Below are 13,574 nucleotides of genomic sequence, written 5' to 3' on the forward strand. Positions count from 1 at the left end.
AGCTTATTAGCTGATAAAAAAACAATAAATATGCTGGATTGCGTTTCACTGTTTCAATAACAACAACAATGAGCCGTTCCCATGGATAAAATTCACGCAATGCAACTCTTCGTGCGGGTCGCGGAACTGGAAAGCTTTTCCCGCGCCGCCGAAACGCTAGGCTTGCCCCGGGGCAGCGTTTCCCGCCAGGTTCAGGCGCTGGAGGCCGCGCTTGGCGCAAGGCTTCTGCACCGGACAACCCGGCGCGTTCAGCTCACTCAGGATGGTCTGGTTTACTACGAACGCGCCCGCGATCTGCTGGCTAATCTGGATGAACTTGACGGCCTTTTTGTTCAGGATCCGGCGAGCGTAAGCGGAAGGCTTCGCGTCGATATGCCAGTAGGCGTGGCGAAAAATCAGGTTATCCCTCGTCTGCCCGCTTTTTTACAGCAGTACCCCGGCATTGAAATAGAGCTTAGCAGCAGCGACCGGCTGGTGGACGTTGTGCGCGAAGGCTTTGACTGTGTGGTGCGGGTCGGCCAACTAAAAGAATCGGGGCTGGTGGCGCGCCCGCTCGGCAAACTGACGCAGGTGAATTGCGCAAGCCCGGACTATCTCGCGCGTTTCGGCTATCCGCAAACCCTGGAAGATCTTGCCACGCATGCGCTGGTGCATTATGCCGCTAACCTTGGCGCCCGCCCGCAGGGGTTTGAAGTCTGGAGCGATAACGAAACCCGGTGGGTTAAAACGGGCGGCGTGCTGACCGTCAACAGTACCGAAACTTACCACGCCGCCTGCCTCGCCGGGCTTGGCATTATTCAGGTGCCCCGCATCGGGGTCACAGAAGCGCTGCGCAGCGGCGCACTGATTGAAGTTTTACCGCAATATCGCGGCGCGCCGATGCCCGTTTCGCTGATTTATCCTCACCGGCGCAACCTGTCGCGCCGGGTGCATCTTTTTATGGAATGGCTCAGCGGAGTAATGAAAAGTTACGTTGATTAGCGTCAGGCTATACTTTTGGTTATGTCGATTAACACAATAAGGAATTGCTTCTGATGACGACACCGGAGAAGCCTGCAAAACGTCCAACGGAAGACCTGGATTACAAACCCGTCCCGCAGCTTGATACCCGCACGCCGGAGGAGAAAAAAGCGGAGCCGAAAGATAAAGGCGACGGCCCTGTCGCCGCCGTGACCGAGACGGTGGAAAAGCTGGAGCGCCGGCCCATGATCGCCCACCTTATTCGCGCGACAGAACGGTTTAACGACCGGCTGGGCAGCCAGTTTGGCGCGGCAATCACCTATTTCTCTTTCTTATCGATGATCCCTATCCTGATGGTCTCTTTTGCGGCGGCGGGGTTTATCCTGGCTTCTCACCCCACGCTGTTACAGGACATTTTCGGCAAGATCTTCATGAACGTGAGCGATCCGACGCTCGCCAAAACGCTGCAAAGCAGTATTAACGCCGCTGTGCAGCAGCGTACCACGGTCGGTATTGTCGGACTCGGGGTGGCGCTCTATTCCGGCGTAAGCTGGATGGGCAACCTGCGTGAAGCGATCCGCGCGCAGTCACGCGACGTCTGGGAGCGCGGCTCGCAGGATGAGGAAAAATGGTGGCTGAAATACCTGCGCGATTTTATTTCGCTGATAGGGCTGCTGGTGGCGCTGGTGATCACGCTTTCCATCACGTCCATTGCAGGCTCCGCGCAGGAGGCGATTATTCGCTGGCTTTATCTTGATTACATTCCATGGCTAAAACCGGTCTGGCATCTGATTGGCCTGGCGATTTCTATCTGCGCCAACTTCCTGCTCTTTTTCTGGATTTTCTGGCGGCTGCCGCGTCATCGCCCGCGTAAAAAAGCGTTGATTCGCGGTTCGCTTATTGCCGCAGTAGGGTTTGAAGTGATCAAAGTGATCATGACTTACACCCTGCCTTCGCTGGTGACGTCGCCTTCCGGCGCCGCGTTTGGGTCGGTGTTAGGGCTGCTGGCATTCTTCTACTTCTTTGCCCGCCTGACGCTCTTTTGCGCTGCCTGGATAGCCACCGCGCAATATAAAGACGACCCGCAAATGCCGGGCAAACGCTTTAAGTAAAACCTCTGGCGGGTTGAAAAAACTGACTTTTTTTCACCCGCACGCTTAACTTCAGCATATAAATCCACCCTGTAACTTTTATTTAACCAAAAACCAGTTTTATCCACTGATTTTTAAAAACCGTGAAGCATTTCATAGAAGATATTCTTCTGGCCCGAAAATTATCCGCTTTTTGCCTGTTTTTTGCGCAGCAGCGCCCCGGACGGCGCGTTGAAATGTCGCTTTTGCTGTGACTAATATGGTTGTCCGACGGTAAAAAATAAGAAAATTCTATGCAAGCATCACTCGCAACGACTCTGGAAAACGACCAGGAAGCCACGCCGGTAAACTCTCGCGGAAAAGTGGTTATCGCCTCGCTCATTGGCACCGCCATCGAGTTCTTCGACTTTTATATTTACGCTACTGCGGCGGTGATCGTATTCCCGCACATTTTCTTCCCGCAGGGCGACCCGACGGCCGCCACGCTACAGTCGCTTGCCACCTTCGCTATCGCCTTTGTCGCCCGCCCGATTGGCTCAGCCCTGTTTGGTCACTTTGGCGACCGCGTAGGCCGTAAGGTGACGCTGGTAGCCTCCCTGCTGACGATGGGCATCTCTACGGTGCTGATTGGCCTGCTGCCTGGCTATGAAAGCATTGGCGTGCTCGCGCCGCTGCTGCTGGCGCTGGCGCGCTTCGGCCAGGGCCTGGGTCTTGGCGGCGAATGGGGCGGCGCTGCGCTGCTGGCCACCGAAAACGCGCCGCCGCGTAAACGCGCGCTGTATGGCTCTTTCCCGCAGCTTGGCGCGCCCATCGGCTTCTTTTTCGCTAACGGCACTTTCCTTCTGCTCTCCTGGCTGCTGACTGACGAGCAGTTCATGAGCTGGGGCTGGCGCGTACCTTTTATCTTCTCCGCCGTGCTGGTGCTGATTGGCCTTTATGTGCGCGTTTCTCTGCATGAAACGCCGGTTTTCGCCAAAATCGCCAAAGCGAAGAAGCAGGTGAAAATCCCGCTGGGTACGCTGCTGACAAAACATGTGCGCGTAACGGTGCTCGGCACCTTTATTATGCTGGCTACCTATACCCTGTTTTACATCATGACGGTCTATTCCATGACCTTCAGCACTACGCCAATAGCGCAGGGCGGCCTGGGCTTTTCGCGCAACAGCGTGCTGTGGATGCTGATGATGGCGGTAATCGGCTTTGGCGTAATGGTGCCGATTGCGGGCCTGCTGGCAGACCGTTTTGGGCGTCGTAAAAGCATGATTACCATCACCACGCTTATTCTGCTGTTCGCGCTGTTTATCTTCCCGCCGCTGCTTGGTTCCGGTAGCCAGACGCTGGTTATGGCTTACCTGCTGATTGGTTTAAGCCTGATGGGCCTGACCTTCGGGCCGATGGGCGCGCTGCTGCCGGAGCTGTTCCCGACCGAGGTGCGTTATACCGGCGCGTCTTTCTCCTATAACGTCTCCTCGATTCTGGGCGCGTCGGTAGCGCCCTATATCGCCACCTGGTTGCAGGCGAATTACGGCCTGACCTGGGTGGGGATCTATCTGGCGGCGATGGCGGCATTAACGCTGATTGCTCTGATTGCCACACACGAGACGAGCAACCAGTCGCTGTAATTACGCGGCGTTAGCAAAAAAGGGGCTGCCAGAAGGCAGCCCCTTTTTGTTTACGTCCGCAGCGGGTTTACCAAGGCGCCGGCAAGGCATACAACGTTATCGGCCGCCGCCTCCCCTTACTTCTTCATCTGCGACAGAATATTGCCGCACTGGTTCTCGCTGCCTTCGGAAGGAGAAATCAGCGCCAGCAGCGCGGCGGCTGGGGTTACCAGCGTGGCGAGCGCGGCGGCTACGGCGCCGCGGGCAATCAGCGGCCCCGCCTTCACACCATAGTCCGGGTTTTTAAAGGTGCCGCGCACGTAAAGCGGCGAACGCAGCGTAACGATACGCACCCCTTTGCTTTCCGGGTTGATGGTAAGGTCCAGACGCTCGTTGGCGAAACTGGTGGTGCCGGTAATGTTGATTAACGCATTTTCCGTGTCGAAGGCGAAAATCTGCGGACGGGCGACGCCGTTGACCAGATCAAGGTTCGCCGCCGCGCAGTTCACTCTTACCTCTTCGTCGCCGAAAATCTGGCCGACCACGAAGTTACCCACGTTAAGACCGAGAATTTCCATCAGGTTACGGCTGATAAGCCCGTCGTTCATCAGCAATTTCAGGTTGCCATTGCTTGAGCCGAGCAGCGCGGCGATTGAGTTGCCGGTACCGCGAAAATCCGCGTCGCCGTTAAGCTCGCCCAGGGTTTTTTGCATCAGCTCTACATCCGGCATCAGCTGTTTGAGCTTCAGGCGGCGCGCCTGAATATCCGCCTCGCCGCGCATAGGCGATTTCCTGCCGTCGAGGTGAATATTGGAAGCAATGGTGCCGCCCGCCATACCGAACTTCAGCGGACGCAGGCGCAGGTCGCCATTTGTCAGGATGATATGCGTGGTGAGATCGCTCAGCGGCAGGCTGGCGCTGTGCTCAATGCGGCGGCCTTTAAAGCGCACATCGGCATCCATCACATCCCATTTATCGGTCTCAAACTTGTCATAAGGCAGCACTTTGTCAGCCGGCTGCGCCGATTTTTCGCCTTTACGCTGCTCAGAGCGCTTGCTCTTATCGGCATCTTTACCGGAATCGACGCCAATAAGCGGCCCCAGATCCGCCAGACGCAGCTGGCGCGATTCGAGATCGCCTTCCAGCTTCGGTCTTGGCTCGCCTTTGGTATAAGTGAGCGAACCGTGAATATCGCTGTCGCCGATGCGGCCATTAAAACCGCGGTAATCGTATGTCGATGTCTTCTCGCCGATTTTCGCCACCAGGCGGCCATCGGTTTCAAACGGCGGCGTATCCGGCAATAACACGCCGGTAAGTTCATAAAGCTCGCCCAGCGAATCGCCGGCGAATTTCAGTTTCAGATCGACGCCGCCCATGTTCATTGGGTCGTTAACCGTACCGACAAAGGCCACGCGGGTGTTGCCGGAGCGTAAATCCGCCTGCACCGGGAACGGCGTGCCTTCGCTCCTGAGCGCCAGCATGCCGCCGATTTTGCCTGTGCCTTTAACCGACTGGCCGTTGTAACGGCCTTCCGCTTTCAGGCCAAAAACGTAGTCGCCCACTTTGCCTTTGCTGTCTTTTTCTTCTGCCCCGGTGACTTCATTGAAAGGCAGCGGCTTGCCCAGCGGATCGACGGTAATGTTCACATCGGCGCGGCTTAGCTTGTCGTTAATGGAGATGTGGCCTTTATCGAACAGGATGTTGTCGAGTTTGAAAGACCAGGCGGAAGGCTGCGCGTTCTCTTCTTTTTTATCGCTGTTGGCGAGGTTAAACGTCCAGTTGTTATTTTTTTCCGACAGGCGTATCAGGCGAGCGTCCGGCTGCACCAGCTTAATCCAGGGGATGTACACCGTTTTGGTCAGCAGCGCCAGCGGCGCGAGCGTCGCTTCCACGCGCGGCAAATGCACCATGGTCACTTCAGGGATCTCAGGCGGGTTTCCCAGAATGATGTCTTCGGCGTGTACATGCGGCCAGGGCACCCAACTGCGCCAGCCCTTCTCTTCTTTGCTGCGTTCCCACACCACGCCGAGATCGCCGCGAATAGCGAACGGACGGTTCAGTTCAGTGGAGACTTTCTCGTTGATGGTCGGTTTTAACCGGTTCCAGTCAAAAGTGGCGATAACGATGATTAAAATCACAATCAGCAACAAGAAGATCCCTGCTACCGCACTGATAATTTTGCCTGTTTTTGTCATTTCCGCGCCTTCCCTCTCTACCTTGCCTTAAGTAAAGATAGTTTAGGGAGACGGAAACAACATCAGGAAAGTCTTAGCATTACGCGCTCCAGCGAGTCAAAAGAGACCGGGCGGGAGAGAAAATAGCCCTGTGCGGCAAGCGCTGGCGAAGCCTGAACATCGCGCCACTCCTCTTCTGTTTCGACGCCTTCGACAATCACCCCTTCGCAGTAGCGGTTCATCAGTTGCAACAGCAGCGTAAAGAGATTTTGCCCTTCAGGCGTTTTGCGCAGCATCATGAACAGTTCGCGCGCCACTTTAATGTAGTCGTACCGCACTTCGCTCAGCGCGGAGAAATTCGCCATGCCGGTGCCGAAATCATCCAGCCACAGCGGCCCAAGTTCGCAGACGCTGGCGAAAGAGGAGTTCTCCGGCAGGCGGATATGCTCTACCAGCTCAAAACGGACCCATGTCAGCCGGTTAGCCCGCTCCAGCAGTTCGCTATGCTCGCGCATCAGCAGCAGCGTAGGGCCGTCGATATTCACCGACGCCAGCACCTGGTTTTGCTGGAAAAAAGCCGCGCGCGCTTCCAGCACTGACAATTGCTCTTCAACGACCCTCATGCGCTGACGTACGGACAGCTCGGCAAAATAACGGTCGGGCGGAATACGCCGCTCCGGCTCGCCGGGATGGGTGACGACCGTCAGCAGCTCCACTGCCAGCAAGCGACCATCTGTTTTATAAATGGGTTGATAGGTATAGGCGCGCTCACACTGCAACCAATAACGCCGCGCCTGGAAATCTTCAATACTCGCGGCAGGCATAGGTAGCCGTTGAGTGACCTGTGTTAACTTCATCGTAATCGTCCTGTTAAACGTGTTAGCTATCCTGGACTCGCCAACGAATTATCGGCCCGCCAGGTGAGAACTTTATGTTCAATCTCTGCCTGTTTATGAATCACTCTTTTTTGCAGACTTTCAAAATACCTATCTGGCTCAAATAAATATCGGAACGATGTTTTAAAATGTTTGACGGATTTATCAGCGAAGCACACACTGACTTTCATTTTCTTTGTACGGGTTCTTCACTATGTCTTTGCAAAAAATTGCCGTGATTGGCGAATGCATGATTGAACTGTCGCAAAAAGGCGCGGAGGTTAACCGCGGTTTTGGCGGCGATACGCTTAACACTTCGGTTTATATCGCGCGTCAGGTGGCGCCAACCGCCCTCTCCGTGCATTACGTTACCGCGCTGGGCCAGGATAACTTCAGCCAGCAGATGATTGACGCGTGGCAGGCAGAATATGTGAAGACCGACCTGACGCAGCGGATGGAAAACCGTCTGCCGGGCCTTTATTACATCGAAACCGACGCCAGCGGCGAGCGCACCTTCTACTACTGGCGCAACGAAGCGGCCGCGCGCTACTGGCTGGAAAGCGACCAGGCGCCAGCGATTTGCGCTGAACTGGCGGGCTTTGATTACCTCTATCTGAGCGGCATCAGCCTTGCCATACTCAGCCCGCAAAGCCGCGAGAAGCTGCTTGATTTGCTGCGCAAGTGCCGCGCCAACGGCGGCAAAGTCATTTTTGACAACAACTATCGCCCGCGCCTGTGGGCGAGCCGCGAAGAGACGCAGCAGGTTTATCAGCAAATGCTGAGCTGCACCGATATCGCCTTCCTGACGCTGGATGACGAAGATGCCCTGTGGGGCGAAAAGCCAGTAGAAGAGGTGATTGCGCGCACGCATGCGGCGGGCGTACAGGAAGTGGTTATCAAACGCGGCGCTGAGTCCTGCCTGGTGGCAATTCAGGGGGAAGCGGTACTGGAAGTGCCGGCGGTTAAACTGCCGAAAGAGAAAGTTATTGATACCACCGCAGCGGGCGACTCTTTCAGCGCAGGCTACCTGGCGGTGCGTCTGACCGGCGGCAGCGCGCAGGAGGCGGCGCAACGCGGACACCTGACCGCCAGCACCGTTATCCAGTATCGCGGGGCGATTATTCCCGCCTCGGCGATGCCGGCCTGAGGCAATAAAAAAGCGCCCTGAGGCGCTTTTTTTGTTTTACTGCCCTGGCGGGATATCCGTCACATCCTGGTGCGTCTCTTCCGTTGTTACCGGCGCGGCGACAGGCGTCATAATTTTATCCCACGTCGCCTGCAACTCCTGCATGTCATACTCCGGCTCGCCCTTAGGCTGCAACAGGATAAGCGACATGGTCTGCGAAAGCTGTTGGCGCAAATCCTGATTTAGCTGGTCGAGGGTCAGACTGCTCAGGAAACTCTGGCGCAGCTTCTGGTACTGCTCCGGCGCGATATCCACCACCTGGTTTTGCAAAGAACGCATTCGCTGGTTGATAAGAATGTCGGTGTCAGTGCGCGCGTACGTAGCGAACAGCTTTTGCAGCTCCAGCTTTTTCTGCGCGATAAGCGCGTTAAATTCATCTTCCGACAGGCCATTACCACGCACGTTCGCCAGTTCCCGGGCGACCAGCGCAAGGTTGCTGTTAAGCTTGTCCGTCGGCGATTCAACGTTGATGGCGCACTGGGCGCGCTGGAACAACACGCGGCAGTCAAAGCCGATGCCGATATCTTTAATGCTGTTTTTGCTTAAATTCTGCTGCACGTGCCAGAACAACGCTTCGCGGGCGAGATCGGCGCGCCAGTAGCGTTGCAGCGCCGCGGATTCGCGAATCGGCTGCCAGGGGGTATCCCACATAATGGAGAGGCGATCCTGGCGCACCATATCGGTCATGATGCTGACCGGCTCATGGCGCAGCGGGGAAAGCGTGGGCACCGGCGCCGGGGTTTCGCGCTTGCCTTTCAAATCGCCGAAGGTTTTGTTGATCTGTTCCGCTACCGCGCGGCTGTCGATGTTGCCGACGACGATAAGCGTCATCGCATCCGGTGTGTACCACTTCTGATAAAACGCTTTCAGCTGGTTCGCATCTACCGGCTGGCGAATGTCATCTGCCGGATCGTGGCCCAGTAGCGTCGAACCTTTCAGGCGGTAGCGCCACCAGCCCTCTTTGGTATCGATGGGTGATGTGACCACCATATCCTGGCCCTGAAGCGCTTTGTTGATGCTCTCAGGCGTGATTTTGGTTTGCCCTGCGGCGTCGGCGAGGTAAGTCAGCGCTTCTTTGAGTAAATCGTTACGGTTGTTCGGCAGGCTGAGATTAAACAGCGTGGTATCGTAAGAGACGATAACCGGCGGCAATGGGCGCTTAGGATCGATGCTTTGCTGCCACAACGAGCGGGCCTGGGTAGGCTGTAAACTGCCGCTTTGGGTCAGCGCAAGGCGCGGCAAAAAGCGGCTGAAACCGCTCTGCTGGGTGCTTTCCGTAAGCGAACCGGTATTAACGGAGAGGCGAATTTCCACGCGGTCGCTGGGGCGTTGCGGCGTCGCCAGCACCTGCCACTGGAAACCGTTCGCCAGCGTGCCTTGTTGCCAGGCCGGGTCGGGCTGGAGCGCTTCTGCCTGCACGTAGCCAGTCGCGGCTATCATCAGCACGCTCCCGGCGAAAAGACGAATTTTAGTGCCCTGCATGTGTACCCCTGATCAACATTCCTGGTTAAAAATCATTCAAACGATGGCTCGTCGCGTACGCAAGCCATCAAAGGTGACGTCAGAACTTCTCGTTTGACCGCGAAATTATCAAAACGTCACGCAATAAAGTGAAATAAAAGCCAATTATGCGCAGGGGCCCGCGGCCGAGGCAAGCGGCAGCGGGCAGAAGAGTGAGATCAGGAGGAGATTTGTTGCGGTTGGCTGTCGCGTTTTTTATGGTTGAGCGTCGCATCAAGCTGTTTTTCATCCAGCTGTTTAACCCACTTAGCCACCACGATGGTCGCCACGCCATTGCCGACCAGGTTAGTGAGCGCGCGCGCTTCCGACATAAAGCGGTCGATGCCGAGGATCAGCGCCAGCCCCGCTACCGGCAGGTGGCCTACCGCCGATATGGTCGCCGCCAGCACGATAAATCCGCTGCCGGTTACCCCCGCCGCGCCTTTTGACGAGAGCAGCAGCACCACCAGCAACGTTATCTGATGGAAAATGTCCATATGGCTGTTTGTCGCCTGGGCGATAAACACTGCCGCCATCGTCAGGTAAATAGAGGTGCCGTCGAGGTTAAAGGAGTAGCCCGTCGGGATAACCAGCCCCACCACCGACTTCTTACAGCCGAGTTTCTCCATTTTATCGAGCATGCGCGGCAGCGCCGATTCTGAAGAAGAGGTGCCCAGCACAATCAGCAGCTCTTCTTTGATATAGCGGATGAATTTGAAAATATTGAAGCCCGTCGCGCGCGCGATGGCGCCCAGCACCACCACCACAAACAGAATGCAGGTGATATAGAAACAAACAATCAGTTGGCCAAGCTGCACCAGCGTGCCGACGCCATATTTGCCGATGGTGAAGGCCATCGCCCCGAAAGCGCCAATCGGCGCGAGGCGCATGATCATATTGATGATGCCGAAAATAACCTGCGAGAAGCTCTCGATCACGTTGAAAATCAGCTGGCCGTTTTTGCCAAGGCGATGCAGCGCAAAACCAAACAGCACGGCGAACAGCAGCACCTGTAAAATATTGCCGCTGGCGAACGCGCCGATAACGCTGCCGGGGATCACATCCAGCAGGAAGGCGACCACGCCCTGCTGCTGCGCCTGTTCGGCATAAACCGCCACGGCTTTGGCGTCGAGCGTAGCCGGGTCGACGTTCATTCCCGCGCCAGGCTGCACCACGTTGACTATCACCAGGCCAATAATTAACGCCAGCGTACTGACGATTTCAAAATAGAGCAGCGCCACCGCACCGGTGCGCCCGACCGCCTTCATGCTTTCCATGCCAGCGATGCCGGTCACTACCGTACAGAAAATAACCGGCGCGATAATCATTTTGATGAGCTTAACGAAAGCGTCGCCCAGCGGCTTCATCTGCGCGCCCAGTTCCGGGTAAAAATGGCCGAGCAGAATACCGATGGCGATAGCCGTCAAAACCTGAAAATAGAGGCTCTTGAAGAGTGAGAGTTTCATAGGGTGTCCTTGAAGGTAATAACCACAAGAAAAGTGCTTGTACAGCAATCCTGTTGGCTAAAAGTAACACCCGGTATACACCACAGAAATAACAACACACCAGCTTGTTAACATTAATGTTAAAAATTATGAGCTGGCTCGCATAGTTGTTCCACGCGCAGGAATTCAGTCAGGCTCTTGCGTGCGGGAAATGTAGCGCTGTTCAAACGCCTGCGCCGTGGCGGCTTTCCCAAACAGATACCCCTGCGCCAGGCTTACGCCCGCGCTGGCGAGCCAGTCGCGCTGCGCTTGCGTTTCAACGCCTTCCGCCACCACTTCCAGCGACAAGCTCTCCGCCAGCTGGATAATCGCATCGGCCATACCGTGTTCCTGCGGCAGTCCTTCTATGAATTTTTTATCCATTTTCATCACGTCTACCGGCACCGCTTTCATGTGGTGAAGCTGACGCAGGCTGGCGTAACCCATACCAAAATCATCCAGCGCGATACGCACGCCAGCGTTACGCAGCGGGCGCAAAATAGAAACGGCGGCATCCGGGTCGTCGATACGGCGGCTTTCCGTTACTTCCAGCACCAGCGAGCCTGGCGCGATGCGGTAACGTTCAAGCAATTCAAGCAGCGTTGGCACCATCTCATGATGCAGCAGTTGCAGGGCGGAGAGATTTACCGACAGCGGCATCATAATATTGCGGCTTTGCCAGTCAGCCAGCAGCCGACAAGACTCCTCCAGCACCCAGTTGCCTACCAGCACCATCAGCCCGCTGGACTCAATGGTCTCTATCAGCCCTTCCGGCAGCGCCCAGCTGCCATCTTCCTGCTGTTGACGGAGCAATACTTCGGCGCTGACAACATTGCCGGTGCGTAAATCCACCTGCGGCTGGAGCCAGATGGCGTATTGATGGTTGTCGAGCGCGTTAAGAATATCGCTCTCTTCAGTAAGACGCCGCTGCGCCTGCGCCGTTTGTTCCGGGTCGAAAAAGAGAACCTGGTTTTTACCTTTACGCCGGGCGCTGAAAGCCGCCGCAACGGCATGGCGATAAAGCTGCTCTGCGCTTAGCTCGCCATGAAACATTGCAATGCCAATGCTGGCGGTGGGCCGCAAATGCAGCCCGCCGACAGGCAGATTTTCACTGAGCGCGGCCAGGAGCTGCTGCGCAAGCGTCAACGCATGCCCCCGCTCTTTTACTCCATGGGCGATGATCGCAAAGTCATAATGGCTGACCTGGGCAATAACCATTCTTGGCGACAGCGCCGACTGCATTCTTTGCGTGAGAGTAAGGAGTAAACGGTTACGCTCCTCTTCGCTCAGCACTGCCGCCGCGTCCTGCAACGTTTCGCAGGCGATAAACACCAGCGCCGTGGTTTTGCCGCCCGAGACGACATTTTCCAGCAGCGACATCAGCAGCGCCCGGTTCGGCAGGCCGGTCACCGGCGAATGCGTACTGAGCGCCGTTGTTTCTTCCTGCAAGCGCATCAGGGTTTGCTGGTTGCGGTTATAGCTGCGCACCAGCATGCCTATCTCATCATCTTTATGCAGCCGCGCGAGCTTAAGCTGGTGGGGCAGCACTTTTGCTGCGTCAAGGTCGTTAAACTCGCGGGCAATCTTACGCACCGGGTGCACGATAAGCCGGTTAACGCACCAGGTGATCGCCACGGACAAAATGAGCGAGAGCAACAGCCAGGCGGTAAGCAAAGTGGAAATAAGGTGCATGATGAAGCGGTATACGCGCCATGAATCCGCCTGTAGCACCAGATAAGCCAACGGCTGCGGGTTGGCTGGCCGTTCGAGCGAATAAAGCGGCAGGGAAATCTGCACCGGCAGTTCAAAGATACGCGAGATCATCATCGGAATGGGGCGATCGGGCGTAAAGCGTACCCTCAGCGCCTGGAACTGATTAGGCAACACCACATCGGCGCGGCTAATCACGCCTGCGGGTTTGATCTGCTGCAAAATGGCTTCCGCCTCGGGTATATCGGCTTTCAGGATAGCGGCGGAAAGCGGCTGTCGTACTGAGCGCGCTACGCTCTCCATCTGCATGGCGACGTTATAGCGGTTGGACTGCGCGAAGTGAAACAGCAGGATCACAACAAAAACAAAAATAAACACCACGGAGACGGCTGATACCGTCGCCATTTGTTTAATTGTTAAGGAACGACTGACTCGCAACTTGACTCTCCAGAATGCCTCTGCCCGCTATAACTGACTTAATCAGCATAAATGTTTTCTTCGCGCGGTGAGTATACTGCATTGTGCGGCGTTTTGACCGCGAAGCGTAGCCTTAAGGCCGTAATCGAAAATTATTACGATTCCTCCTGGAAGAAAGGCGGCCGGCAATAAATACGTATTAACTGAATGTCTTGCCGCAAACTGCGCTGGCGCGCCGTGCGTAAAACAGCGAAGTGGAAAGCTTATCTAAGGCGGGCCTGTTATTCATTGTCGCTGTGATGTCATCTTTTATTCAAAACCGCGTAATAAAATACAAGCTCATCTGTTAGTGCTATATTCCAGCGTATATTTCAAGGCAAAAGACTTAATACCGCACCCTGCGTCAGTTTGATTATCTGTGAAAGGCGAAAAAAATAGCCCCGGATTGTTGCCGCCATAAAACAAGCACAGCAAACCGATAAAGCCGGACATCATACTTGCGCGCCAACCCCTCGCGCCTCACCCGGAATAATGATATTTCCTGTTTTATTTATCGGCGGCCTGTTCCTCTTTTAT

9 protein-coding genes are annotated in these 13,574 nt (G+C 55.7%); 4 read left to right on the forward strand and 5 right to left on the reverse strand.

Going from position 1 to position 13,574, the window contains the following annotated elements; translation table 11 throughout:
- Positions 1 to 81: 81 nt before the first annotated feature.
- The 3 genes from DW56_RS20250 to DW56_RS20260 all read left to right on the forward strand — a co-directional run bounded on the left by DW56_RS20250 (position 82) and on the right by DW56_RS20260 (position 3,673).
- Positions 82 to 981: a LysR family transcriptional regulator gene (locus DW56_RS20250; protein WP_024562092.1), complete on the forward strand. Its 900-nt coding sequence runs from the start codon at positions 82 to 84 to the stop codon at positions 979 to 981.
- 53 nt (positions 982 to 1,034) lie between these two features.
- The gene (yhjD, locus tag DW56_RS20255; protein WP_024552200.1) at positions 1,035 to 2,072 is read left to right on the forward strand and encodes an inner membrane protein YhjD; all 1,038 of its coding nucleotides are present in this window, start codon (positions 1,035 to 1,037) and stop codon (positions 2,070 to 2,072) included.
- A 272-nt stretch (positions 2,073 to 2,344) separates the two neighbouring features.
- Positions 2,345 to 3,673, forward strand: a complete 1,329-nt coding sequence (locus DW56_RS20260; RefSeq protein WP_024552199.1) for an MFS transporter — start codon at positions 2,345 to 2,347, stop codon at positions 3,671 to 3,673.
- Between the two features lie 116 nt (positions 3,674 to 3,789).
- Here the strand turns inward: DW56_RS20260 and DW56_RS20265 are convergent, their stop codons facing one another.
- Together DW56_RS20265 and pdeH are read right to left on the reverse strand one after the other, a co-directional pair.
- Positions 3,790 to 5,847 carry an AsmA family protein gene (locus DW56_RS20265; protein WP_024552198.1) on the reverse strand — a complete coding sequence of 686 codons (2,058 nt, stop codon included), beginning with the start codon at positions 5,845 to 5,847 and terminating at the stop codon, positions 3,790 to 3,792.
- Positions 5,848 to 5,909: 62 nt separating this feature from the next.
- Positions 5,910 to 6,683, reverse strand: a complete 774-nt coding sequence (gene pdeH, locus DW56_RS20270; protein ID WP_024552197.1) for a cyclic-guanylate-specific phosphodiesterase — start codon at positions 6,681 to 6,683, stop codon at positions 5,910 to 5,912.
- A 232-nt stretch (positions 6,684 to 6,915) separates the two neighbouring features.
- Here pdeH and kdgK point away from each other — a divergent pair, with 232 nt between their 5' ends.
- Positions 6,916 to 7,848, forward strand: coding sequence for a 2-dehydro-3-deoxygluconokinase (gene kdgK, locus DW56_RS20275; protein ID WP_024552196.1), 933 nt, complete (start codon positions 6,916 to 6,918; stop codon positions 7,846 to 7,848).
- Between the two features lie 36 nt (positions 7,849 to 7,884).
- Here kdgK and DW56_RS20280 read toward each other — a convergent pair whose 3' ends face one another.
- The 3 genes from DW56_RS20280 to hmsP all read right to left on the reverse strand — a co-directional run bounded on the left by DW56_RS20280 (position 7,885) and on the right by hmsP (position 13,019).
- Positions 7,885 to 9,369 carry a M16 family metallopeptidase gene (locus DW56_RS20280; protein WP_024552195.1) on the reverse strand — a complete coding sequence of 495 codons (1,485 nt, stop codon included), beginning with the start codon at positions 9,367 to 9,369 and terminating at the stop codon, positions 7,885 to 7,887.
- A 197-nt stretch (positions 9,370 to 9,566) separates the two neighbouring features.
- A complete protein-coding gene (locus DW56_RS20285; protein WP_024552194.1) occupies positions 9,567 to 10,853 on the reverse strand; it encodes a dicarboxylate/amino acid:cation symporter in 1,287 nt (428 codons plus the stop codon).
- A 165-nt stretch (positions 10,854 to 11,018) separates the two neighbouring features.
- Positions 11,019 to 13,019: a biofilm formation regulator HmsP gene (gene hmsP / locus DW56_RS20290; protein WP_024552193.1), complete on the reverse strand. Its 2,001-nt coding sequence runs from the start codon at positions 13,017 to 13,019 to the stop codon at positions 11,019 to 11,021.
- Positions 13,020 to 13,574 lie beyond the last annotated feature (555 nt).

Source organism: Franconibacter helveticus LMG 23732, assembly GCF_000463115.2.
In the GTDB taxonomy this organism is placed as follows: Bacteria; Pseudomonadota; Gammaproteobacteria; order Enterobacterales; family Enterobacteriaceae; genus Franconibacter; species Franconibacter helveticus.